General features: G+C 72.5%; 28 protein-coding genes and 1 pseudogene. 14 read left to right on the top strand and 15 right to left on the bottom strand.

What is annotated here, in order from left to right; translation table 11 throughout:
- Positions 1-1,047, bottom strand: coding sequence for a carbohydrate ABC transporter permease (locus M8C11_RS16855; RefSeq protein ID WP_252450341.1), 1,047 nt, complete (start codon positions 1,045-1,047; stop codon positions 1-3).
- Between the two features lie 72 nt (positions 1,048-1,119).
- Complete coding sequence (locus M8C11_RS16850) at positions 1,120-2,460, bottom strand: ABC transporter substrate-binding protein (RefSeq protein WP_120573484.1); 1,341 nt, start codon at positions 2,458-2,460, stop codon at positions 1,120-1,122.
- 238 nt (positions 2,461-2,698) lie between these two features.
- Between M8C11_RS16850 and M8C11_RS16845 the strand changes: the two genes are divergently transcribed.
- Positions 2,699-3,475, top strand: coding sequence for a M23 family metallopeptidase (locus tag M8C11_RS16845; RefSeq protein WP_120573485.1), 777 nt, complete (start codon positions 2,699-2,701; stop codon positions 3,473-3,475).
- A 43-nt stretch (positions 3,476-3,518) separates the two neighbouring features.
- Here the strand turns inward: M8C11_RS16845 and M8C11_RS16840 are convergent, their stop codons facing one another.
- The 5 genes and pseudogenes from M8C11_RS16840 to M8C11_RS16820 all read right to left on the bottom strand — a co-directional run bounded on the left by M8C11_RS16840 (position 3,519) and on the right by M8C11_RS16820 (position 5,943).
- Positions 3,519-4,016, bottom strand: coding sequence for a TspO/MBR family protein (locus M8C11_RS16840; protein ID WP_252450339.1), 498 nt, complete (start codon positions 4,014-4,016; stop codon positions 3,519-3,521).
- Positions 4,017-4,167: 151 nt separating this feature from the next.
- Complete coding sequence (locus M8C11_RS16835; protein WP_013288160.1) at positions 4,168-4,314, bottom strand: GPGG-motif small membrane protein; 147 nt, start codon at positions 4,312-4,314, stop codon at positions 4,168-4,170.
- Positions 4,305-5,085, bottom strand: a pseudogene (locus M8C11_RS16830) (metallophosphoesterase). The gene M8C11_RS16835 and the pseudogene M8C11_RS16830 overlap by 10 nt, the downstream one beginning before the upstream one ends.
- 10 nt (positions 5,086-5,095) lie before the next feature.
- On the bottom strand, positions 5,096-5,305 hold the full coding sequence (locus M8C11_RS16825) for a hypothetical protein (protein ID WP_225853111.1): 210 nt from the start codon (positions 5,303-5,305) through the stop codon (positions 5,096-5,098).
- Positions 5,306-5,361: 56 nt separating this feature from the next.
- Positions 5,362-5,943: a nucleotidyltransferase gene (locus M8C11_RS16820; protein ID WP_043328811.1), complete on the bottom strand. Its 582-nt coding sequence runs from the start codon at positions 5,941-5,943 to the stop codon at positions 5,362-5,364.
- Positions 5,944-6,093: 150 nt separating this feature from the next.
- On the opposite strand from M8C11_RS16820, the gene M8C11_RS16815 reads away from it, so the two are divergent.
- Positions 6,094-6,855 (top strand): dTMP kinase, encoded by a 762-nt coding sequence (locus M8C11_RS16815; RefSeq protein ID WP_252450335.1) that lies wholly within the window; start codon positions 6,094-6,096, stop codon positions 6,853-6,855.
- Here the strand turns inward: M8C11_RS16815 and M8C11_RS16810 are convergent.
- Positions 6,840-7,517 (bottom strand): SDR family NAD(P)-dependent oxidoreductase, encoded by a 678-nt coding sequence (locus M8C11_RS16810; RefSeq protein ID WP_252450333.1) that lies wholly within the window; start codon positions 7,515-7,517, stop codon positions 6,840-6,842. The two genes, M8C11_RS16815 and M8C11_RS16810, sit on opposite strands and share 16 nt — an antisense overlap.
- A gap of 256 nt (positions 7,518-7,773) precedes the next feature.
- On the opposite strand from M8C11_RS16810, the gene M8C11_RS16805 reads away from it, so the two are divergent.
- The 3 genes from M8C11_RS16805 (at position 7,774) to M8C11_RS16795 (ending at position 11,106) form a co-directional block, all read left to right on the top strand.
- The gene (locus M8C11_RS16805) at positions 7,774-8,688 is read left to right on the top strand and encodes a MurR/RpiR family transcriptional regulator (RefSeq protein ID WP_120573490.1); all 915 of its coding nucleotides are present in this window, start codon (positions 7,774-7,776) and stop codon (positions 8,686-8,688) included.
- Positions 8,685-9,632, top strand: coding sequence for an N-acetylmuramic acid 6-phosphate etherase (gene murQ, locus M8C11_RS16800; RefSeq protein ID WP_252450324.1), 948 nt, complete (start codon positions 8,685-8,687; stop codon positions 9,630-9,632). The genes M8C11_RS16805 and murQ overlap by 4 nt, the downstream gene beginning before the upstream one ends.
- Positions 9,633-10,116: 484 nt before the next feature.
- Positions 10,117-11,106, top strand: a complete 990-nt coding sequence (locus M8C11_RS16795) for an RNA polymerase sigma factor RpoD/SigA (protein ID WP_252450591.1) — start codon at positions 10,117-10,119, stop codon at positions 11,104-11,106.
- Positions 11,107-11,178: 72 nt separating this feature from the next.
- On the opposite strand, the gene M8C11_RS16790 is transcribed toward M8C11_RS16795, so the two are convergent.
- Positions 11,179-12,144 (bottom strand): C40 family peptidase, encoded by a 966-nt coding sequence (locus tag M8C11_RS16790; protein ID WP_252450315.1) that lies wholly within the window; start codon positions 12,142-12,144, stop codon positions 11,179-11,181.
- A 414-nt stretch (positions 12,145-12,558) separates the two neighbouring features.
- Between M8C11_RS16790 and M8C11_RS16785 the strand changes: the two genes are divergently transcribed.
- On the top strand, positions 12,559-13,077 hold the full coding sequence (locus tag M8C11_RS16785) for a DUF6232 family protein (protein WP_252450313.1): 519 nt from the start codon (positions 12,559-12,561) through the stop codon (positions 13,075-13,077).
- A 7-nt stretch (positions 13,078-13,084) separates the two neighbouring features.
- Here the strand turns inward: M8C11_RS16785 and M8C11_RS16780 are convergent, their stop codons facing one another.
- Together M8C11_RS16780 and M8C11_RS16775 are read right to left on the bottom strand one after the other, a co-directional pair.
- Positions 13,085-13,414, bottom strand: coding sequence for a DUF3817 domain-containing protein (locus tag M8C11_RS16780; RefSeq protein WP_252450311.1), 330 nt, complete (start codon positions 13,412-13,414; stop codon positions 13,085-13,087).
- Between the two features lie 25 nt (positions 13,415-13,439).
- The gene (locus tag M8C11_RS16775; protein WP_120573495.1) at positions 13,440-13,862 is read right to left on the bottom strand and encodes a hypothetical protein; all 423 of its coding nucleotides are present in this window, start codon (positions 13,860-13,862) and stop codon (positions 13,440-13,442) included.
- 124 nt (positions 13,863-13,986) lie between these two features.
- Here M8C11_RS16775 and M8C11_RS16770 point away from each other — a divergent pair, with 124 nt between their 5' ends.
- From M8C11_RS16770 to M8C11_RS16760, 3 genes are read left to right on the top strand one after another with little or no spacing between them, the layout of a single operon-like run.
- The gene (locus tag M8C11_RS16770) at positions 13,987-14,286 is read left to right on the top strand and encodes a DUF6158 family protein (RefSeq protein WP_047890574.1); all 300 of its coding nucleotides are present in this window, start codon (positions 13,987-13,989) and stop codon (positions 14,284-14,286) included.
- Entirely contained in the window at positions 14,286-14,603 is a 318-nt protein-coding gene (locus tag M8C11_RS16765) for a hypothetical protein (RefSeq protein ID WP_120573496.1), read from the top strand. The genes M8C11_RS16770 and M8C11_RS16765 overlap by 1 nt, the downstream gene beginning before the upstream one ends.
- A 34-nt stretch (positions 14,604-14,637) precedes the next feature.
- Positions 14,638-15,177, top strand: coding sequence for a DUF1360 domain-containing protein (locus M8C11_RS16760; protein WP_252450309.1), 540 nt, complete (start codon positions 14,638-14,640; stop codon positions 15,175-15,177).
- Between the two features lie 60 nt (positions 15,178-15,237).
- Here M8C11_RS16760 and M8C11_RS16755 read toward each other — a convergent pair whose 3' ends face one another.
- The 3 genes from M8C11_RS16755 to M8C11_RS16745 are packed head-to-tail and all read right to left on the bottom strand — an operon-like array spanning position 15,238 to position 16,846.
- Positions 15,238-15,447 carry a hypothetical protein gene (locus M8C11_RS16755; protein ID WP_030502248.1) on the bottom strand — a complete coding sequence of 70 codons (210 nt, stop codon included), beginning with the start codon at positions 15,445-15,447 and terminating at the stop codon, positions 15,238-15,240.
- A gap of 27 nt (positions 15,448-15,474) precedes the next feature.
- Positions 15,475-15,708 carry a hypothetical protein gene (locus M8C11_RS16750; protein ID WP_018786980.1) on the bottom strand — a complete coding sequence of 78 codons (234 nt, stop codon included), beginning with the start codon at positions 15,706-15,708 and terminating at the stop codon, positions 15,475-15,477.
- 40 nt (positions 15,709-15,748) lie between these two features.
- Positions 15,749-16,846, bottom strand: coding sequence for a 3-deoxy-7-phosphoheptulonate synthase (locus M8C11_RS16745; RefSeq protein WP_121684196.1), 1,098 nt, complete (start codon positions 16,844-16,846; stop codon positions 15,749-15,751).
- Positions 16,847-17,100: 254 nt separating this feature from the next.
- Between M8C11_RS16745 and M8C11_RS16740 the strand changes: the two genes are divergently transcribed.
- Positions 17,101-17,322 (top strand): hypothetical protein, encoded by a 222-nt coding sequence (locus tag M8C11_RS16740; protein WP_128138638.1) that lies wholly within the window; start codon positions 17,101-17,103, stop codon positions 17,320-17,322.
- Here M8C11_RS16740 and M8C11_RS16735 read toward each other — a convergent pair.
- Complete coding sequence (locus M8C11_RS16735) at positions 17,297-18,010, bottom strand: phosphodiesterase (protein WP_252450307.1); 714 nt, start codon at positions 18,008-18,010, stop codon at positions 17,297-17,299. The genes M8C11_RS16740 and M8C11_RS16735 overlap by 26 nt on opposite strands.
- 85 nt (positions 18,011-18,095) lie before the next feature.
- Between M8C11_RS16735 and M8C11_RS16730 the strand changes: the two genes are divergently transcribed.
- The 4 genes from M8C11_RS16730 to M8C11_RS16715 all read left to right on the top strand — a co-directional run bounded on the left by M8C11_RS16730 (position 18,096) and on the right by M8C11_RS16715 (position 22,620).
- A complete protein-coding gene (locus tag M8C11_RS16730) occupies positions 18,096-19,385 on the top strand; it encodes a pitrilysin family protein (RefSeq protein ID WP_252450305.1) in 1,290 nt (429 codons plus the stop codon).
- Positions 19,385-20,728, top strand: coding sequence for a pitrilysin family protein (locus M8C11_RS16725; RefSeq protein ID WP_252450303.1), 1,344 nt, complete (start codon positions 19,385-19,387; stop codon positions 20,726-20,728). The genes M8C11_RS16730 and M8C11_RS16725 overlap by 1 nt, the downstream gene beginning before the upstream one ends.
- A gap of 97 nt (positions 20,729-20,825) precedes the next feature.
- Positions 20,826-21,848 carry an aspartate-semialdehyde dehydrogenase gene (locus M8C11_RS16720; protein ID WP_252450301.1) on the top strand — a complete coding sequence of 341 codons (1,023 nt, stop codon included), beginning with the start codon at positions 20,826-20,828 and terminating at the stop codon, positions 21,846-21,848.
- Between the two features lie 136 nt (positions 21,849-21,984).
- Complete coding sequence (locus M8C11_RS16715) at positions 21,985-22,620, top strand: TMEM175 family protein (protein ID WP_252450290.1); 636 nt, start codon at positions 21,985-21,987, stop codon at positions 22,618-22,620.
- Positions 22,621-22,629: the final 9 nt, after the last annotated feature.

Genomic DNA, 22,629 nt, shown 5'->3' with positions numbered 1-22,629 from the left:
TCAGCCCTCCCGCTGCTTGCGCAGGTTGCGGATCTGGTAGATCACGATCGGGATCACCAGGACGAACAGGAACACCGCCAGCGCCGAGCCCTGACCGTTCTCCTGGTAGCGGAACGCCTGGTTGTACATCTCGGTCGCGATCACGTTCGTGTCGTAGTTGCCGTTCGTGGAGGTCCGGACGATGTCGAAGACCTTGAGCGTGGCGATGGAGATCGTCACCACCACGACGATCAGCGCCGGCCGGATGCTCGGAATGGTGATCCGCCAGAACATCTGCCACGGGGTGGTGCCGTCCAGGCGGGCCGCCTCGACGATGTCGGCCGGGATGGCCTTGATCGCGGCGGAGAGCACCACCATCGCGAAACCGGCCTGGATCCACACCATGATCACGATGAGCAGGAACGTGTTCAGCGGCGAGTCCAGCAGCCACTGCTTCGGCTCGCCGCCCAGGCTCACCACGATCTGGTTGAGCAGGCCGATCTGGTCGCCCTCGCCCCGGTAGGCGTAGACGAACTTCCAGATGATGGAGGCGCCGACGAACGAGATCGCCATCGGCAGGAAGATCAGGGACTTGGCCACGGCCTCGAACCGGGCCTTGTCCACCAGGACCGCGTAGATCAGGCCGAACGCGGTGGCCACCAGCGGCACCAGCAGCACCCAGATCAGCGTGTTGATCAGGACCCGGACGATCGAGTCCTCGGCGAACATCCAGCGGTAGTTGTCCAGGCCCACCCAGTTGTTGCTGCCGGAGTCCATGAAGGAGAGCAGCGTGGTGCGGACGGCGGGGACCACCAGCCCGACGGCGAGCAGCAGCAGCGTCGGCAACAGGAAGAAGAACGCGAACGCGCCCTCGCCCTGCTTGCGCCGGCGGGGCAGCGGCGCGCCGCTGGCCGAGGCCGCGACGAGCTGTGCCTCCCGGCGCCGGGCGAAGAACGACGGCACCACGTCGAGGAGCAGGAGCAGCCCGCCCACCACCGCGACGAAGGCGATCAGCCCGTACATCAGCATGAGGAACTTCGGCTGCTCCGCCGCGAAGTCGAACTCCATCGACCCTCCCTCAAGGGTTCGGCTAGCAGAGGTGGCCCGGTCCGGGGGAACCGGACCGGGCCACCTGCTAGATCACTTCCAGCTGCCCTCGATGTCGTTCAGGACGGCGGTGGTGTCCTTGCCGTTGATCCAGGCCACCATGCCCTTCCAGAAGGTGCCGGCGCCGACCGCGGCCGGCATCAGGTCCGAGCCGTCGAAGCGGAAGACCGTCTTCTCGTCCTGGAGGATGCCCACGGAGAGCTTGTCCACCGGGTTCGGGACGTTGTTCAGGTCCAGCTTCTTGTTCGCGGAGACCCAGTCACCGATCTTGGCGCGGCTGTTGGCGTACTCGCCGGAGGCCAGGTAGGTCTGCACCGCCTGGACCTCGGGACGGTCGGCGAAGGCCGCGACGAACTCGCCGCCGCCCAGAACCGGCTTGCCCTTCGACGGGTCGATGGCCGGGAAGTAGAACGCGAAGACGTCGCCGTCCTCGGCCACCTTGGTGCCCTCGGGCCACTGGTTGGCGTAGAAGGACGCCTGCCGGTGCAGCGCGCACTTGCCGGTGGTGATCGGCGTGCCCGCCTCCTGGAACGAGGTGGTGGCGATGCTCTTCACGCCGCCGAAGCCGCCGTTGACGTACTTCTCGTTCTTCAGGATGGTGCCGGCCCGGTTGAGCGCGTCGGCCACCTGCGGGTCGTTGAACGGGATCTCGTGGGTGGTCCACTTGTCGTAGACGTCCGGGCCGCCGGTGCGCAGCAGCACGTCCTCGATCCAGTCGGTGGCCGGCCAGCCGGTGGCGTCACCGGACTCGATGCCGGCGCACCACGGCTTGGTGCCGCTGGCCGCGATCTGGTCGGAGAGCTTGATCAGGTCGTCCCACGTGGTGGGGACGGTCCAGCCCTTCTCCTTGAAGGTCTTCGGCGAGTACCACACGAAGGACTTCACGTTGGAGCCGAGCGGGGCGCCGTAGAACTGGCCGTTGACGGTGCTGTACTTCAGCCAGTCGGCGGAGTAGTTCTGCTCGGCCATGGCCTTGGTGTCGGCGCCGGCCGGCTTGAGTTTGCCCGAGTCGACGAACCGCTTCAGCAGACCCGGCTGCGGGATGAAGGCGAGGTCGGGGGCGTTGCCGCCGTCGACCCGGACCGGCAGCTGGGCCTCGAACTCGCCGGAGCCCTCGTGGTCGATCTCGATGCCGGTGCAGTCCTCGAACTCCTTCCAGGACTGCTGGAGGCGCTCGTCCTCGATGTCACGGATCGAGGAGTAGATGGTCACCTTCTTGCCGTCGTGACCCTCGTACTTCTCGTATGCGCCGCACTCGGCCGAGCCCGCGTTGCTGCTCTTCTTGTCGTTGCCGGTGCCGCAGGCGGCGACGCCGAGCGCCAGCCCCAGGACGCCGGCGACCGCGAGCGCCTGGCGCGATCTGGCAAACGCCATGCCGATCTCCTTCCTTGCCGGCGCGTGGGGGGAATCGAACCCGCGCCGGTCCGATGGTCGTCCTCACATGTAAGCGCTTGCATCGTGTCGGGTCCACCCCTGGCCGGACACGGCCCGGTAACAATCCCGAAACCCTGACCACGGGCGGTGGGTGCGCTCCCACGAATCTTCCCGGGAACGGAACTTTCTGTCACGATGTCCACATCACATTGAAGACTTTCAACATTGGAGGTAGTGGATGCGGAAGCGATGGCTCGCCCTCGGGGCGAGCGCGGCGGTCCTGGCGGCGACCCTCGTGCCGGCCGCGCCGGCGATGGCCGCGCCGACGTTCAAGGTCCCGTTCCCGTGCAACCAGTCCTGGTCCGGCCAGACCCGGACCAACCACAGCCCGGCGAACGCGATCGACTTCAACCGCACCGACGACCTGGGCGACCCGGTGGTGGCCAGCGCGCCCGGCACCGTCGACGTGGTCACCAACCTCGGCGACACCAGCTACGGCAAGTACGTCCGGATCAACCACGGCGGCGGTCACACCACCTACTACGCCCACCTGAACGCCTTCAACGTCTCGGTCGGGCAGACCGTCGGCTACGGCCGGGTGATCGGCTACGTCGGCACGACCGGCGGCTCCACCGGCCCGCACCTGCACTACGAGCAGCGCATCGACGGCAGCTCCGTGAAGATCAAGTTCAACGGGGTCCAGGCGCTCTACTGGGGCACCAAGACCTACACCAGCGACAACGGCTGCGGCGGGACGAACACCGGCGAGGGCACCGTCAACACGGCCGGCTCCCCGCTGACGGTCCGCTCCGGCCCCGGCACCGGCTACAGCTCGGTCGGCACGGTGGCCGACGGGGCGAAGGTGACCATCCAGTGCCAGACCAGCGGCACCAGCGTCACCGGCACGTACGGCACCAGCTCGATCTGGGACCGGATCGGCTCCGGCCGGTTCATCTCCGACGCCTACGTCTACACCGGGTACGACGGCTACATCCCGGGCGTACCCCGCTGCTGAACCCGGCGGGCGCGGGGGCGAGCGGCCCCCGCGCCCGTACCGGTCAGGAGTTCAGCCGCCACACCGCGAAGTTCAGCGCGGACGCGAACGTCACCCAGGCCCAGTACGGCAGCATCAGCAGCGTGGCCGGCCGGGAGACGCGCCGGAACAGGGCCACCGTCACGCCGATCGCCAGCCACATCAGCACGATCTCGGCGAACGCCAGCCCGTACGCCCCGGCGCCGAAGAACAGCGGGGTCCAGATCGCGTTGAGCACGAGCTGGACCACCCAGGCCCAGACCGCGGGACCGAAACCGGCCCGGCGCCAGACCAGCCAGCCGGCGATCGCGATGAGCGCGTAGAGCACGGTCCAGACCGGGCCGAACAGCCACGACGGCGGCGCCCAGGCGGGCTGCTCCAGGCTCTGGTACTCGGCGGAGGTGCCCTGGACACCCAGCCCGCCGATCGCGGCGGCGGCGAAGGTGGCGGCGGCGAAGCCGAGCAGCGCCAACCACGTACGGGCTCCGGTGGTGCGCCGGGCGACACTCTGCGACAGCTCCATGGTCGAGATGTTTCCGCTCGACCGGCCCGGCAAACGCCCGGGCGCCGCCGGACCCGGACGCGGAAAAGCCGGGGTCACCCGACCCGGGCGTTCCGGTCCGGCAGGACGGAACGCCCGGGCCCGGCGACCCCGGCGGGTACGAGAACCGCGGTTACGTGTTGAAGATGCTGACGCCACCCGGGCCGACCAGCAGGCCGACGACGATGAGGACGATGCCCCAGAGGATCTGCCGGCGGAACAGGGCGAGAATTCCGGCGACCACCAGTACGACTGCGAGAATCCAGAGAATCAGCTCCATGTCGGCTGAATACCCGTGCGCCCGTTACCGGAAACCTCCCGGTCAGTCGACCTGATCACCGCCCAGGTGGAAGACGCTGTACGCCTGTTTGATCACCGGGTGGGCCACGTTGCGGACCCGTACCCCGCCCGGTGTGGTGCCGCGCTCGGTGCCGTGGTGGGCGTGCCCGTGCAGCGCCAGCGCGGTGGGCGCGGAGTCGATCGCCTGGCCGAGCTGGTAGCAGCCGAGGAACGGGTAGATCTCCAGCGGCTCGCCGGCCAGCGTGTCCGGTACGGGGGAGTAGTGGGTGAGCGCGACGAGCGCGTCGCACTCCAGTGAGAGCAGCGCGCCGGTGAGCGCGTCGGCGCTCTCCCGGGTGGTCCGCACGAACGCCTTCATCTCCGGCTCGCCGAAGTCGCTGGCGCACCGCCCGGCGAACCCGCCGCCGAACCCCTTCACGCCGGCCACCCCGAGCCGCCCGCCGGGGGTGTCCACCACAGTGCCGGTGCCCTCCAGCACCGTGATCCCGGCGTCCTCCAGCACCTTCACCACCTGCGGCACCTCGTCGCACTGGTGGTCGTGGTTGCCGAGCACGGTGATCACCGGTACGCCGAGGTCGCCGAACTCCTGGGCCACGCACCGCGCCTCGGCCTCGGTGCCGTGCCGGGTCAGGTCACCGGCGAGCAGCAGCACGTCGGCGCAGCCGGGCAGTTCCTCCAGCGCCGGACGGAACCGGCCCACCACGTCCTCGTCCAGATGCACGTCGCCCACGGCGGCGATCCGGATCACCATCGAACCTCCCTCACGGCAACTCCTCGACCTGGGTGGGCGCCTGCGTACGGATCACCCCGATGTCGCTGGTCACGGGCGTGTCCGGGAAGCGCTCGGCCACCCGCCGCAGGATCTCCTCCCGCCGGTGCGGGCTCTCCACCTCGCCGTAGAGGACAAGCCCGTTCTCCCGCCGCACCACTGTGATGCCCTGCTCGGCCACGGTGGGGTCCTCGGCCAGCATGCTCTGGATCTCCGCCTCGACGTACTCGTCGGGGGGAACGTCGCCGGACAGTCCGGTCACAGGGTCTCCCTTCCGCCGGGCGCGCCGCCGGGCAGCACGTCCAGCCGGTCGAGCAGCACCAGGAACGCCTCCGCGTACGGCGAGTGCTGCGTCTCCTTCCGTACCCGTTCCCAGTCGATCTGTTCCCGCAGCGAACGGGCCAGCGGCAGGGCGCGGGCGAAGTCGCAGTAGTGCTGGGAGAAGCTCAGCAGCTTGTGCACCATGAGCTGACTGGCCGAGAGCACCGGCATGTGGATCGCGTCGACCGGGCGCACGATCGTGTCGGCGAACGTCTCCTCGGTGACCGGCGTCTCCACCGGCCGGTGGATCAGGTCCACCATCCGGTCCTCGTCGTAGACCTTGACCAGCCAGTCCTCCGGCGGGCGCTCGGCGGTGAAGCCCGCCTCGACCAGCGCCTCCAGCGCCCGGTCGACGTCCGCCTCGCGGAGCAGGAAGTCCACGTCGTGGTCGCTGGAGTGGCCGCCGTGCGCGTACACCGCGAAGCTGCCACCGAGAGCGAACGGGATCTCGGACTGTTTGAGCACGGCGGCGACCTTCTTCAGCGTGTGCACCAGGGTCTCGTCCCCGCGCTCGGCCATCTGCGGCTCCCTCGTCGTCATGTCTGCGGTGGGACCACGATGCGTACCCGGCGGACGCTCCGGTCACACCTGTTGCGGCGCGATCGGCCCGTCAGGGCAGGAAAGCGACATACGGGTTCGTGTGAGCATCGGTCGGATAACCTCGGGAGGGTGGCCAGCTCACTGCGGACGCGGCGGGGCAGAGCCCGACTGCGCACCGTCGCCCTGATCGGCATCGACGGCTCAGGTAAGACCACCCAGGCCCACCGGCTCGCCCAGGCGCTCACCGCCGCCGGCCGTCCCGCCACCTACCACCGCAACGCCGGTGGCCGCCGCTGGCTCGGCCGCATCGCCCAGCGGGTCGGCCGCCCGGACGCGCAGCGGCTCGTCGGGCGCGACGGCCTGCTCGTGGTCGAGTCGGTGCTGCGGTGGCTGGCCATCGCGCTCGCGTTGCTCAGCTGCCTGGTGACCGGCCGGACGGCCGTGATGGACAGGTGGTCCGCCTGCCAGTACGCCAGCATCCGGGCGCACGGCGGGCAGCGGTGGGAGCGGCTGGCCCGGGCCGGGTACCGGATCTTCCCGGCGCCCCGGGTGACGTTCCTGCTCACCGTCGACCCCGCCGAGGCGTACCGCCGGATCGAGCGGCGCGGCACCGACCACGAGACGATGGAGTGGCTGACCGCCGCGACAGCCGCCTACCGGGAACTGCCGGAGTACGGCAGCTTCGTGGTGGTGGACGGCAACGGCCCGCCGGAGGAGGTGGCCCGCCGGATCCGGGCGCACCTGAGCGAGTGGCTGCCCGACGACCCGTCCGCCGGTCCCGGGCCGGCTCCGGCCGGGCCGGCTCCGGCCGGGCCGGCTCCGGCCGGGCCGCGACGCCCGGCCGGTGGTGCCGGGCGGGACGGGCCGGTGCCGGTTCAGGCCCGCCCGTAGACCGGGATGCTCGCGCCGCTGGTCGGCGCGGACTCGGGGGAGGCCAGGAAGCGGATCACCTCGGCGATCTCGGCCGGCGGCACCCAGCGCCCGTGGTCGGCGCCGGGCTGGGCGGCGCGGTTGGCCGGGGTGTCGATGACGCTCGGCAGCACCGTGTTGCACCGCACGCCGCGCTGCCGGTACTCGACCGCCACCGCCTCGGCGAACGCCCGCACCGCGGCCTTGGCGGTGACGTAGCCGGAGGCGCCGGGGAACGGCGAGAGGGCCGCCCGGGCCGAGACGCAGACCACCGCGCCGTCGCCGGACGCCACGAGGTGCGGCAGCGCCGCGTGGGTGACCAGGTACGTCGGGCGCAGGTTGAGCCGCAGCATCCGCTCGAAGTCGTCGACCGGGGTCTCGTGCACCAGGCCGCCGGCCGCGTACCCGCCGACGAGGTTGACCACCGCGCGCAGCGGCGCGGCCGGCTCGGCGGTCGCCGCCTCGACCGCCCGCGCGGCCCCGTCGGGGGTCAGCAGGTCGGCCACGACCCGGACCGGGCCGTCGTCCGTCCCGGGCTCCCGCTGGGGTACGACCACCCGCCAGCCGGCGTCGAGGAAGGCGGCGGTGACCGCGCCGCCCAGCCCGCCCGTGCCTCCGGTCACCAGTACCGTGCGTTCCGTCATGGACACACGCTAGCCAACCGCCCTGGCGACGGACCGGTGGGCCGTCCGGCCCGCCGGGTCGAGGCCGACCGGGCAGGACCTGCGGCGCGACGGCGGACCGGCACGTCGGGCGGCAGGAGTGAGTCGACCGGAGCGGATGAGGCGGTGGGGCTGCGACAATGGGATCCTTGGCCCGGGGCGGGCACGGAAGACAGTAAATTTCCCGATACGCGGTGTCATGGTTGACGCTCACGCCTCGTGAAAGTAAGTTTCATCCGTGGCGAAGAGTTCGAAGATTTCTGCGAGTCACGAGCCCGGTGGACTGATCGTCCACATCAGCGGCCTGCTGCCCTCGCTGTCCCCGGCCGAACAGCGGGTGGCCCGGCTGGTCGTCGCCGATCCGGCGGACGCGGCCCGGCGTACGATCACCGACCTCGCCACCGCCGCCGAGACGTCCGAGGCGACAGTGATCCGCTTCTGCCGCTCGGTCGGCATGGACGGCTATCCCCAGTTGCGGATCCGGCTCGCCGCCGAGGCCGCCCGCCGGGTCGAGCCGCCGGACGCGCGCGTGGTCGGCGGCGACATCCCGCCGGGCGCCGACCTCGCCCAGATCATCGCCACGATCGCGTTCAACGACGCCCGGGCCGTCGAGGAGACCGCCGAGCAGCTCGACCCGGCGGTCTGCGAGCAGGTCGTCGAGGCGATCGGCGCGGCCGCCCGGATCGACGTCTACGGCGCGGGCGCCAGCGGCTTCGTCGCCTCCGACTTCCAGCAGAAGCTGCACCGCATCGGCCGCATCGCGTTCTACTTCCCGGACGTGCACACCGCGCTCACCTCCGCCGCCCTGCTGGGCCGCGGCGACGTGGCCGTCGGCATCTCGCACACCGGCACCACGTCCGACGTCATCGAGGTGCTGGAGCAGGCGCGGGCGCGCGGCGCCACCACCGTGGCGCTGACCAACTTCCCGCGCTCGCCGATCACCGAGGTCGCGGACCACGTGCTCACCACAGCCGCCCGGGAGACGACGTACCGCTCCGGTGCGACGGCCAGCCGGCTGGCCCAGCTCACAGTGGTCGACTGCCTCTTCGTCGGGGTGGCCGCCCGCAGCCGGGCCCGGACCAAGAAGGCCCTGGAGGCCACCGCCGAGGCGGTCCAGTCGCACCGGGTCGGCCCCGGGCGGAGGCGGGGATGACGGCGGGTCGGGTGGAGCGCGACGGCGTGGCGGCGGTGCGACCGGTGGTGCGCGTCGGCGCGCCGACCGAGCGGCGCAACCCGCACAGCGTCGACCTCGACCTGATGTCCACCCGGGACGTGCTCACCGTCATCAACGAGGCGGACCGGCGGGTGCCGGCCGCGGTAGCCGCCGTGCTGGACGAGATCGCCGAGACGGTCGACCTGGCCGTGGCCGCGCTGCGCGACGGGCACCGCGTGCACTACTTCGGCGCCGGCACCTCCGGTCGCCTCGGCGTGCTGGACGCGGCCGAGCTGGCGCCCACGTTCAACTCGCCCCGGCACTGGTTCTGCTCGCACCTCGCGGGCGGCCCGGACGCCATGTGGCGCGCCGTCGAGGACGCCGAGGACGACGAGCGCGGCGGCGCCGCCGACGCCACCGAGTGCGTACGCCCCGGCGACCTCGTGGTGGGCCTGGCGGCCAGCGGGCGCACCCCGTACGTCCTCGGGGCGCTCGCCGCGTCCCGGGTGCAGGGGGCCGGTACGGTGCTGCTCTGCGCGAATCCGGAGGCCGAGGCCGCCGCGTCGGTGGACGTCTTCATCGGGGTGGACACCGGACCGGAGGTGGTCACCGGGTCGACCCGGATGAAGGCCGGCACGGCGCAGAAGCTGGTGCTCAACACGTTCTCCACGGCCGTGATGGTGCGTCTGGGCCGGGTCTACTCGAACCTGATGATCGACATGGTGGCCACGAACGCCAAACTGCGTGGCCGCATGATCTCTATTCTCATGGAGGCCACCGGCTGCGCCGAGGAGGTGTGCCGGGTCGCCCTGCGGGAGGCCGACGGCGACCTCAAGACCGCACTCGTCGCGCTCGTGTCCGGCGCCGAGGTGCCGGCCGCCCGGGCCGCGCTGGCCCGCTCCGCCCATCAGGTACGCGGCGCGCTCGAACTGCTCGCCTCCTGAGGGTTCCGGCCCCGGCCGCGGGCCGTCCCGTTCCGCCCGATCCACCCGCCCGGCGCATCCGCCAGGCGGGTGCGACGCGTATCACGTGCGGGGAGGGGACGACTCCTCCCGCACGGATTGTTCAACGAGGCGGAGGGTAATCCTTGAGCATGGCTGAACCGACCGGTCCGCAGGCGCGTATCTCGCAGTGACCAGGATCGCAACGACTCGGTGACGCGGCTCGCTGTGTTCATGGAACAGGCAATGGTGCCATTCCATGGGCGAACGGCGATTTCGCAGCTCCGGTGTGCGCCGAAAACGGCGCCCGCGAGGCGCCCGAACCGGGCCGCTAACAGGAAACATGGACCGGGCTCTCAGCTACTACTCAGGCATTCGTGACAGTTTCGACTCACGACATGGAATCCCCGACGCGTCACATCTGTTGTGTAGGTGTCAGCACCTACGGGCACAGCGGAGGTTACGGGGAGGGCTGATGAACGTGGGGATGGCAAGGAACCGGGCAACCGGCGCGAGCGAGGGGACCGTGGCAATCGTGGACAAGAACATCGGCATGCGTACCGACGAGGTCGCCGAGGAGCGGGACCTGGTCGGCGTCTACCTGCACGAGATCTCCCGGACGCCGCTGCTCGACGCCGCCCGGGAGGTCGACCTCTCCAAGGCGATCGAGGCGGGCCTCTACGCCGAGCACCTGCTCGACGAGGATCGGATCCCCGACGGCGTCGACCGGGAGGACCTGGAGCGGCTGGTCGTCGAGGGTGAGCGCGCGAAGGACCTGTTCATCCGCGCGAACCTGCGGCTGGTCGTGTCGATCGCCCGGCGCTACGTGCGCTCCGGGATGCCCATGCTGGACCTGATCCAGGAGGGCAACACCGGCCTGGTCCGGGCGGTCGAGAAGTTCGACTACGAGCGTGGCTTCAAGTTCTCCACCTACGCGACCTGGTGGATCCGCCAGGCCATCAGCCGGGCGATCGCCCAGCAGGAGCGGACCGTACGGCTTCCCGTGCACCTGGTCGAGGACGTCAACCGGATGCGCAACGTGGCCCGGCAGCTCACCCGTGAGCTGGGCGGCGACCCGGAGCCGGAGCAGATCGCGGCCTCGCTCGGCGTGACCGTCGAGCGGGTCAACGAGCTGGTCCGCTGGTCGCAGGACACCGTCTCGCTGGACACCCCGGTGGGCGACGACGGCGACACCAACCTCGGCGACCTGGTCGCCGACAGCGACGCGCCGTCGCCGGAGGAGATCGTGCTCACCGGCCTGGAGCGGCAGCGGATCGAGGGTCTGCTCAACCACCTCGACGACCGTTCCGCCGGCATCATGCGGGCCCGCTACGGCCTGGAGGACGGGCGGGAGCACTCGCTGACCGAGGTCGCGTCGCGGTTCTCGCTGTCCCGCGAGCGCATCCGCCAGCTGGAGATCCAGGCACTGGGCCGGCTGCGTGAGCTGGCTCGCGCGGAAGGGCTCCAGGCGGCCTGACCTGGTAACAATGAACGGCGAACGGCCGGCGTCCGACAGGGGGACGCCGGCCGTTCGCCGTCTTCGCGGTGCTCAGACCCGGCCGTAGCCGGCGATCGACATGATGTTCATGCCGCGCTTGCTGACGTTGCGCCCGGCGCTGGGCGCGTCGATGATCTGGCCGTTGCCGACGTAGAGCGCCACGTGCCCGAGCCCGGAGTAGAACACCAGGTCACCGGGTTGCAGCTGGCTGCGGCTGATCCGGGTGGTGGCGCCCCACTGTTGCGCCGCGCTGTGCGGCAGCGACTTCCCGGCCGCCCGCCAGGCGGCGAGCGTCAGGCCGGAGCAGTCGTAGCTGCCGGGGCCGTCGTTGCCGTAGCCGTAGGGCTTGCCGACCGCGCCGTATGCGTACCGCACGGCCACGCCGGCCTTGCCGGAGACGGCCGGGGGAGTGCCCGCCGAACTGGGGCTGCCGGGCGCCTCGGTGGCCCGCCCGTAAGCCTTGCGCCGCATCTCGTAGAGGTCGGACAGGTCCGCCTCGATCCGCGTCTTCGCGGACTTGAGCTGCTTGGCCTGCGCCGCCTCCCGGGCGAGCGTGACGTCCAGCGCGGTCTTCTGGTCGATCAGCCGCTGCTGGTCGGCCGTGAAGCTGTTGATGGTGCGCTGCCGCTGGCGGGTGAGCTGGTCGAGCGTGCCCAGCCGCTCCGGCAGCGTGGCCTGGCCGCCCGGGTCCAGCAGGGCCGCCGCGGTGCGCATGCCGCCGGTCTTGTACGCCGTCGCGGCCAGCACGCCCACGTCGGCGCGGCTGCGTTCGGCCTGTTCCTGCAACGGCCCGATCTGGGCCTCCAACTTGGCCGCGGTGGCCTTGTTGGCCTTGATGTCCTCGTTGAGCTTGTTGTAGGACTCGACGATTCGCTCCAGCTCAGTCGAGGACTTCTCGATCTGCTTCGTCAGCTCGGCGGGTGTGGGCTCGGCCCGGGCCACCTGCGCCGGGGCGAGCAGTGCGGCCGAGAGGCCGGCCACCGCCAGCGAGCGGAGCAGCATCCGTAAGGACGACAAGAGCGGAAAGCTCCTCTCCCACCGGTCGCCGGGCGCGTTCGCGACCCGGCGACACCGGCCCGGGGCCGTCCGGGTGGGCGGCTGTCGACCGGGCCGACCTGGACAACCTAACCCGTGATCGCAGTAGCCGGGAGTTCAAGCAGGGGCGAAAGTTGGCAAAGTGGCGGAAAGTGATGAGGGGGATCCGGTGGGTGGATGAGGCGACTCGCCCGATTCGTCGTTCTGGACGGATGTCGCCAGGAACGCCAGGCGAAGTCACGACAAAGACGGAAATCGTTCTCTGTTTCCGGCGGGCAGGGCCGGGCCGGTCAACCCTGCGACAGCCGAAACCCCGAGGTCAGGTGGCGCGAGGCCAACACAATGGAGCCCGGACGGGAAATCCCACCACGGGATCCCTGCTCCCGGGAGGCCCCCGTGCAGACCGACCGCTCCGCCACCCAGCCGCCCCGCTCGCCGCGACCGGCCGCACCCAGGCTGCTCTACGCCCGGCCCGGCATCGTCGTCACCGCCGAGCGCTTCACCGTCGGCCGCAACACCTGGCCGGTTGCCGAGATCACCCAGCTCCGGACCGACCGTGGACCGCACGACCGGCTCGCGATCCGGGCGGTCGCCGTGTCCGCCGCGATGATCGCCGCGGTCGGCCTGCTGCTCGGCTTCACCGGCGGCCTGCACCGGCTGACCGCCGGGGCGTACCTCATGCTCGGCGCGGTCGGGGTGGTGCCGCTGCTGCTCGTGCTGATCGGCGACCGCGTGCGGCCCCCGGCGTACGAGCTGTGGGGACGGGTGCGGGGCACCGAGGTGCTGCTGTTCAGCAGCGACGACGAGCGGCAGTTCGGCCAGGTCGCCCGCGCGCTGGCGCGGGCGCGGGAGGCGGCGCGCCTGGGCGGCTGGGCCGACCCGCCGGCGGCCGAGCCGTGGCGGCCGGCCCGGTGAGCGGCGGTCAGCCCGCGACCGGCTCCGGCGTACGCGGGCGGCTCTCGGCGGCCACCCAGTGGCTCACCCGCCGCTCGGCGTAGAACGAGACGAACGGCACGGTGCCGGCGAGCATCACCAGCAGCATCCGCTTCAGCGGCCAGTTCGCCCGGCGCGACAGGTCGAACGTGAGCGCCAGATAGAGCATGTACAGCCAGCCGTGCGCCACGCCGACCACGCCCACCACGCTCGGGTTGTCGAAGCCGTACTTCAGCGGCATGCCGATCAGGACCAGCACCACGAGCGCCACGCCCACGATCCAGGCGATCACGCGGTACCGGGTAAAGGCTCCGCCCACCGTCGTCCGTCCTTCCGCACCGGCCTCAGCCGGGATAGTCGCCGGGCCGGGCGCCCGGATTGGCGTTCAACCAGGATAGGTAGCGGTTGTACGCGGCCAGCTCGGCGTCGTCCGCCCCGTCGGCCGGCGCGGCCGGCACCCGCACGACGCGCACCGGCCGGCGTACCGCAGGGGTGCCGGCGGTCACCGACGGCGCGGGACCGGCCGACGGCGCGGTGTCCTCCGCCGGCGCCGGGTCGGCGGCGCGCAGCGTCTGGCGGACCTCACGCCACCAGACGAAGACCACGAAGGCGGCGAACACCGGCCACTCGATCGCGTAACCGAAGCTGATCGCGTTCCCCCCGGCGGCGCGGGTGACCTGCCACCAGCCCATGCCGAGGCAACCCGCCACCAGCACGACCATGGCCACGTGGCGGACGATCCACGCCGGTGTCCAGAGCCGTTCCATGCCCACGAGAGTACCGGGGCCGCCTGGGCGTCTCCGACACGGCGTCGTAGGACGGGCGGGGTTTGGTGGCACGCGCGCTGGGCATCCGAACAGGTGCCAACCCGAACGAGACGAGGGGGCGACGATGACCGAATCGGTACGCCGGGACGCGAGCCCGGAACAGCGGGTCGCGGAATGGGACGGCGACCACGCCCGCACCGTCGACGCCGACGGCGAGCAGCTCGGGGTGGACCCCACGGAGCTGGGCGACGAGGACCTGATCCGGGAGATGCAGAGCCTGCACCGCACCCGGCTGGACACGCTGCGGCACGCCACCGACTCGGCGCTCGCCAACCACCTGCGGCGCACCGCCGAACTGGAGACGGAGTACCTGGCCCGGCACCCCGGCCGGGAGGTCGACCCGAGCCGGCTGCGGGACGCCTGATGGCCAGCCACGCCGAGCGCGGCATGTCCGCGCCGCCGGAGGTGGTGTTCAACACCGCGACCGACCCGGACCGCTCGTCGGCCTGGCTGCCCGAGCGGCTGCGCAGCTCCGGCGCCTGCCGGGTGGAGGTCGTCGACGCCGACGACATGCGGGCCCGGTGGAGCGCCGCGGACTGGTCCGCCGAGATCGACGTGGAGCCGGCCGACGCGGGCGGCGCCCGGGTGCGGCTGGACCTGGCCGGGCCGGACCACGACCTGGCCGACGAGATCCTGGCCAACCTCGACCGCGAGGTGGCCGACAACCTGACCGCCGGCTGAGCCCGGCCCGCACGACGAGCACGAGGAGGCCGGGTTGACCGGGAGTGGCCTGAAGCAGAAGGTGGCGCGCCTGCGCCAGGCGTACGCGCCGCACGAGCATCGGCCGCTGGAGGGCTACCTGAAGGCGATGGGCACGTACGCCGGTGTGACAGCCGCGCTCGTGGGCCTGGTCCGGGCGACCGGCCGGCCGGTGCCCGAGCGGCCCACGCCCGCGGACGTGGTGCTGCTCTCGATCGCCACGCACAAGCTCAGCAGGCTGCTGTCCAAGGACGCGATCACCAGCCCGCTGCGCGCGCCGTTCACCCGCTACGACCACCCCATCGGCAGCGGCGAGGTGATGGAGCAGGTCCGCGACGAGGGCAGCCCGACCCGGCACGCGCTCGGCGAGCTGGTGAGCTGCCCGTTCTGCCTTGCGGTCTGGGTGGCCACCGGGCTCACCGGCGGCCTGGTGCTGGCGCCCCGGCTGACCCGGCTGGTCGCCACCGCGCTGACCGCCGTGGCCGCCTCCGACTTCCTCCAGATGGGGTACGCGGTCGCCCAGCAGGCGGCCGAGGGCGCACGCCACGAGTCGTGACCCGTGGACACGGAAAGGGGGCCGGCGTGAGCCGGCCCCCTTTCCCGTGTCTCCCACCCGTCAGGTAGGGGTGGTGCCGTGGTCCTCGCCGGCCCAGCCGCGCGACGCCTCCGGCTCCCGCTCGTCCTCGTCCTCCCCGGTGACGACGTCCCGGTCCACAGCGGTGCGGTCGTGCTCGTTGGCGAAGTCCGGCTCCGGCAGCGTGTCGACGCCCTCCGGGGGCTGTCCGAGCGCCGCCAGGTGCTCGTGGTCGGGGTTGCGGTCGGTCATGTCGCGTCCTCTCGGTCTTCCGGGGGCTCAGGCGACCGTGCCGCCCAGCAGATCGGCCGCCTCGTCCGCCGCGTACTCGCCCTGGGGGAGCGCGGCGATCCGGGTGAGCAGCTCCGCGGGGAGTTCGGCGGCCACCGCCCGGCGGTAGATGTCCGCCTGGGTGATCCGCTCCTGGCCGTGGTAGATGTCGTCGAGCAGGTCGTCGAGCGGCCTGGTGTCGGGCTGCTCGGTCACGGGCGCGTCATCGGTCACGCCGACCACCTACCCGGCACCGAACCGGTCAAACTCGCCCCAACCCCGCTCAGGCCGGCGCCGGGAGCGTGGCCCGGCGGGCCCGGACGGCCTGGGCCAGGTGCTCCAGCACCTCGGCGGTGCTGTCCCAGCCGATGCAGGCGTCGGTGACCGACTGGCCGTACGCCAGCTCCCGGGTCGGGTCCAGGTCCTGCCGGCCCGGCACCAGGAAGCTCTCCAGCATGATGCCGACGATGCCGCGCTGACCGGCCGCGAGCTGCGCGGCCACGTCTGCGGCGACCAGCGGCTGGTTGCGGTGGTCCTTGCCGCTGTTGGCGTGGCTGGCGTCGACCACCACCCGCTCCGGCAGGCCCGCCGCCCGCAGCAGCTCCAGCGCCCCGGCCACCGACTCCGCGTCGTAGTTGGGCCGGCCGCCCCCGCCGCGCAGCACCAGGTGCCCGTCCGCGTTGCCCCGGGTGTGCATGATCGCCGGGGTGCCCGAGACGTCGATGCCGGGGAAGACGTGCGGCACCCCGGCGGCCCGGATCGCGTCCACGGCGGTGGCGATGCTGCCGTCCGGGCGGTTCTTCATGCCGATCGGCATGGACAGCCCGGAGGCGAGCTGCCGGTGCACCTGGCTCTCCACCGTCCGCGCGCCGATCGCGCCCCAGGCCACCGTGTCGGCGATGTACTGCGGGGTGATCGGGTCGAGGAACTCGCAGCCCACCGGCAGGCCCAGCCGCAGCACGTCGAGCAGGAGCGCCCGCGCGGTACGCAGGCCCGTGTTCACGTCGCCGGAGCCGTCCAGCGCCGGGTCGTTGATCAGGCCCTTCCAGCCCACCGTCGAGCGCGGCTTCTCGAAGTAGACACGCATCACCACGAGCAGGTCGTCGGCGACCCGGGCGGCGGCCTCGCGCAGCCGGCCCGCGTACTCCAGGGCGGCGGCCGGGTCGTGCACGGAGCAGGGGCCGACGACGACGAGCAACCGGTCGTCGGCGCGGTCCAGCACCCGGCCGACGGCACGCCGGCCCGCCACGACGGCCTCGGCCAGCGGGGTGTCGAGCGGCAGGTGGTGGTGCAGCAGGGCCGGGGTGGTCAGCGGCACCACACGGTCGATGCGCTGGTCGATGACCCGATGGGCGTCCTGGGACGTGGTCACGGTGGGGATTCCTTCCGCCGACCGTGCCCCCGTGCCGGGTCCGGGGGATCGAGCCGGCTGCTCGCATACGAAAGGGCAGGGAAAAGAATCCCTGCCCGGCCGGCTCGAAGAGGTGGTGACGTCAGCTCATGGTCGAGTCACCGGCTCCTCCAGCCGGCTGCCTAAACCATCGATACGACCGCGTCACGTCGGCCAGCGTACCCGACGCGGGCCGGAAGTCCCGCTGTCGTTCCGAAGTGCGGAACGCGGGGTATGTGATCGTCATGACCACGAGCCACGACCCCAGTGACCAGGAACGGATCGAGTCCCGAGCGCACCTGCTGCCGGAGGAGGCGGCGGCGGGCAGCGACGACGCGGAGGCCCAGGCCGACGCGATCCTCGCCGAGTCCGACATCCGCGAGGCGGACCAGAACGCCGCCCCCGACACGGTGCTGGAGCACCGCACCTCCGAGCAGACCGTCACCCCCGTCGAGCCGCCCGACTGAGCGCGGCGCCCCGGGCCCGGCGGGAACCCCGGTAACTGTCGTCCCGCAGCCGGGCCAGCGGGCCGGTCAGGCGCAACCCCGGCGGCACGTTGCCGATCGGGTCGAACGCGAGCGCGGCGTCCTCGGCGGCGCCGCGTTCGTCGTCGAGGCGTACCTCGCCGAACGGCCGCCACCGGCCCACCGCCGAGGCCACGGCCAGCACCAGCCGGGGCTCGTCGGCGGCGACCGCCGCACCCGCCTCGGCCAGGCCGCGACCCAGGTCGGGTGACTCCGGGTCGGCCAGCACGGCCAGGAACAGCCGCCGCCCGCCGGCCCGGAACGGCATGATCGACGTGTACGTCCCGGTGAAGCGCCGCCGGGGCAGCGGCAGGTTCCGCAGCACCGGCGCGGCGCCGCTGGAACTCCACAGCAGGTCCACCGGCGGCTCCGGGTCGCGGTGCAGCCGTACCGCCACGCCCAGCACGTCCGGCCAGCCGCCCGGCGTCGGCACGCCCTTGGACAGGCGGATCGTGGCCGGCCACCGGCCCGGCAGGTCGAGCAGCGGCACACCGGTCGGCGGTCCCGGCGTACCCCAGATCCGGGTCTCGCCGGCGAACGTGCGCCCGGCCGGGTGCAGCAGCCGGGCGTGCCGGAGCCGGGCCAGCGCGGCGGCGGCGCGCTCGACGGCGGAGGGTGTGGTGGCGGCCATGCCCGCACGGGTACCCCGGCGCGCGGCGACGATGCTCCGGCGCGCGTGTCACCTTTCCGCCTCCGAGATCGGATAGCGTCGTCCCATGCCCGACAGCGGTTTCCCCTGGCCGATCGAGACGACCCGACTGGACAACGGCCTGCGCGTGGTGGTGAGCGAGGACCGCACCGCCCCGGCCGTGGCGGTCAACCTCTGGTACGACGTGGGCTCACGCCACGAGCCGGCGGGACAGACCGGCTTCGCCCACCTCTTCGAACACCTCATGTTCGAGGGCTCGGTGAACGTGGCGAAGACCGAGCACATGAAGCTGATCCAGGGCGCGGGCGGCTCGCTCAACGCGACCACCAACCCGGACCGGACCAACTACTTCGAGACGGTCCCGGCCGAGCATCTGGAACTGGCGCTCTGGCTTGAGGCCGACCGGATGGGTGGGCTGGTGCCGGCGCTGACCCAGGAGACGCTGGACAACCAGCGCGAGGTGGTGAAGAACGAGCGGCGGCAGCGCTACGAGAACGTGCCGTACGGCGACGCGTGGCTGCGCCTGCTGCCGTTGCTCTACCCGCCCGGCCACCCGTACCACCACGCGACGATCGGGTCGATGGCCGACCTGAACGCCGCCGACCTGGCCACCTTCCAGGAGTTCCACAGCACCTACTACGCGCCGAACAACGCGGTCCTCACGGTGGTCGGCGACACCGCAGCGGCGGAGGTGTTCGCGCTCGCCGACAAGTACTTCGGCGGCCTCGCCGCGCGCGCCGAGATCCCGGCCGCGCCGGACGGCCGCACGGTGCCGGCCACCGGCCGCCCGGCGGTGGAGACGGTCACCGCCGACGTGCCCGCGCCCCGCGTCTACGTCGCGCACCGCACCCACCCGTTCGGCACCCAGGGGTACGACGTGACGACGGTGCTGGGCACCGTGCTCGGCAGCGGCCGGGGCAGCCGCCTCTACCAGCGGCTCGCCGACGGTGAGCGGATCGCCCAGCCGGACCTGGTCGGCGCGTACGGGGTGGACCTGGCGCACGCGCCCGCCCCGCTGATCGCCACCGCCACGGCCCGCCCCGGGGTGAGCGCCGAGCGGCTGCGCGACGGGCTGGCCGAGGTGGTCGGCGAGCTGGCCACAGTGCCGGTGACCGCCGCCGAGCTGGACCGCGCCAAGGCGCTGCTGAGCACCATGTGGTGGCGGCAGATGTCCACTGTCGACGGGCGGGCCGACACGCTCGGCCGGTACGCCACCCAGTTCGGCGACCCGGCCCGCGCGGCCGACCGGCTGCCGGCCTGGCTCGCGGTGACCGCGGAGCAGATCGCCGAGCAGGCCGCCGAGCTGCTCGGCGCCGCCGACCGGGTGATCCTGACCTACCTGCCCGAGGAGAACTGATGTCGCTGATCGCCACCCGTCCCGGCCCCGGCGCCGCCCGCGCCTACCGGTTCCCGCAGGTGGTCCGGCGGACGACGGCCGGCGGCCAGGTGGTCGCCGCGCACCTGCCCGGGCAGAACCTCGCCGTCGCGCTGCTGCTGCTCGACGGCGGCGCGGGCCGGGAGCCGGTCGGCAAGGAAGGGCTCGGCGCGGTCCTGGCCAAGGCGCTGGAGGAGGGCACCGCGCAGCGGGACGCCACCGCGTACGCGCTGGCCATCGAGGCGCTCGGCACCGAGCTGGCGACCGGGCTCGACTGGGACTCGTTCCAGGTGAGCGTGCAGGTGCCGGTGGACCGGCTGACCGCCGCCGTGGAGCTGCTGGCCGAGGCGGTCCGTACGCCCCGGCTCGACCCGGCCGACGTGCTGCGCGTACGCGACGACGAGGCCACCGCGCTGCGGATGGACTGGGCCAACCCCGGCCCGCGTGCCGACGCGGTGCTGCGGGCCGAGCTGTTCGGCGCGCAGCACCGGTGGGGCCGCCCGCTCTACGGCGACCCGGACAGCGTGGCCGCGCTGGAGGTGGACGACGTCACCGTCTTCCACTCCGAGTGGTTCATCCGCCCCGGCACGCTCGTCGTCGCCGGTGACCTGGAGCGGATCGACCTGGACGCGCTCGCCGCGACGGCGTTCGCCGGGGCCGGCGGCGGCCCGGTGGAACGCGGCGGCCCGATCGACGTGCCGCTGGCCGGGCAGCGGCGGATCATCCTGGTGGACCGGCCCGGCTCGGTGCAGTCCACGCTGCGGCTGGGCCACCCGTCCCCGCACCGCGCCCACCCCGACCACGTGCCGATGACGCTCGCCGGCACCGTGCTCGGCGGCGCGTTCACGTCCCGGCTCAACCACCTGATCCGCGAGGTGCGCGGCTACACGTACGGGATCCGGGGCGACTTCGCCTCGTCCCGGCGGTTCGGCCGGTTCGCGGTCAGCTCCGGCGTGCAGACCGCGGTGACCGCGCCGGCGCTCGTCGAGTCGGTGGGCGAGATCTCGCGTACCCAGCTCACCGGCGTCAGCGAGGACGAGCTGGAGGTGGCGCGTTCCTGGCGGGCCGGGCAGCTCTCGGTCGAGTTGCAGAGCCCCCGGGCCATCGCCGCGGCCCTGAGCACGCTGGTCGTGCACGACCTGCCGGACGACTACCACGCGCGGCTGCGGGAGCAACTGCTCGCGGCGACAGTCGAGGACGTCTCCGCCGCGGCCGCGACCTACCTGCACCCCGAGTCGCTGACGATGGTGATCGAGGGGGACGCGGCGGTCATCCGGGACGAGCTGGTCGCCAGCGGTCTCGGCGAGGTGGTCGACCACACGTGACCGGACGGGGCGGCGGGCCTGTGATTCCCGTCGCCCCGCATCCGCGCGGTGGGAAACGTTTCCCACCCGCACCGCCCGGCTGGGTAGCCTCGCGGGCATGAGGATCGGCATTGTGGGAGCCACCGGCCAGGTCGGTGGCGTCATGCGGCAGGTGCTGGCGGAGCGCGAGTTCCCGGCGGAGCAGGTGCGCCTGTTCGCCTCGGCCCGGTCGGCCGGGCGCACGCTGCCCTGGCGCGGCGGCGAGGTCACCGTGGAGGACGCGGCCACCGCGGACTACCGCGGCCTGGACATCGTGCTCTTCTCGGCGGGCAAGGGCACCGCGAAGGAGCTGGCTCCCCGGGTCGCCGAGGCTGGCGCCGTGGTGATCGACAACTCCTCGGCGTTCCGGATGGACCCGCAGGTGCCGCTGGTGGTGGCCGAGGTCAACCCGCACGCGATCGCGGACCGCCCGAAGGGCATCGTGGCCAACCCGAACTGCACCACGATGGCCGCCATGCCGGTGCTGCGCCCGCTGCACGACGAGGCCGGGCTGGTCAGCCTCGTCGTCGCCACCTACCAGGCGGTCTCCGGCGCCGGCCTGGCCGGGGTGGCGGAACTGGACGAGCAGGTCCGCAAGGTGGCCGAGGACGCCGCCGGGCTCGCCTTCGACGGCCGGGCGGTGGAGTTCCCGGCGCCGCGCTCGTTCGCCCGTCCGATCGCCTTCAACGTGCTCCCGCTGGCCGGTTCGATCGTCGACGACGGCTCCGACGAGACCGACGAGGAGCAGAAGCTGCGCAACGAGAGCCGCAAGATCCTGGAGATCCCCGGGCTGAAGGTCTCCGGCACGTGCGTGCGGGTGCCGGTCTTCACCGGCCACTCGTTGCAGATCAACGCCCGGTTCGCCCGGCCGATCGACCCGGCCCGGGCCCGCGAGCTGCTCGACGGCGCGCCCGGCGTGGCGCTGCGCGACGTGCCGACGCCGCTGGAGGCGGCCGGCCAGGACCCGACGTACGTCGGCCGGATCCGGGCCGACGAGACCGTCGAGCACGGGCTCGCGCTGTTCTGCGCCAACGACAACCTGCGCAAGGGCGCGGCGCTGAACGCCGTGCAGCTCGCCGAGCTGGTCGCCGCCGAGCGCTGACCCCGCGGGCGTCCGTGCCCGGGCCATCCGGCACGGACGCCCGCTCAGCGGGTATGCCCTCCGCGTCGCCGGCCGCCCCGCGCCGGCGGGGGCGGGGGTGCCGATGACGGCCGAAGGAGACACCGGGGACGCCGGTATGCGCTCGGACACGGGCCGGGCGATCGGGTTCAGCGACGCGGTCTTCGCCATCGTCATCACGCTGCTGGTGCTGGACCTGCGGGTGCCCGAGACGGCGCCGGGCGGGATGCTGCGCGCGCTGCTCGACCAGTGGCCGGTCTACCTCGCCTACGTCACGTCCTACCTGTACGTGGCGGTCAACTGGCTGAACCACAAGGGGACGTTCCACCGGGTCCGCTGCGCCGACCGGGGACTGCACTGGGCGAACCTCGGCGTGCTGTTCAGCGTGGCGCTGCTGCCGTTCGTCACCGCGCTCGTCTCCCGGGCCGTGGAGGAGGGCGACGTCTTCGACGAGCGGGTCGCGGTGTCCGCGTACGCGCTGGTCGGCGTGATCCTGTCGATCACCTGGTTGTGGCTCTACCACTACCTGAGCCGACACCGGGAGCTGCTGGAGCCGCACGTCCCCGCCCGGTTCTTCGAGGCCGAACGCGTCCGGGCGCTGCTCGGCGTCCTCGCGTACGCGATCGCCGGTCTGGTGGGCGTGCTGCTGAGCGTGCCGGCGGCGCTGGTGGTGCTCCTGCTGCTGCCGCTCTTCTACGGGTTGTCCAGCAACGGCTTCTACGACCTGCGCCGGCGCCTGCGCCACCGGCGGTGACGCCCGCGT

Origin of the sequence: Micromonospora sp. CPM1 (assembly GCF_023896895.1) — a bacterium.
GTDB lineage: Bacteria > Actinomycetota > Actinomycetes > Mycobacteriales > Micromonosporaceae > Micromonospora > Micromonospora tulbaghiae.
Note: the sequence above shows the minus strand (reverse complement) of the source record. Positions and strands in the feature narration are given on the sequence as shown.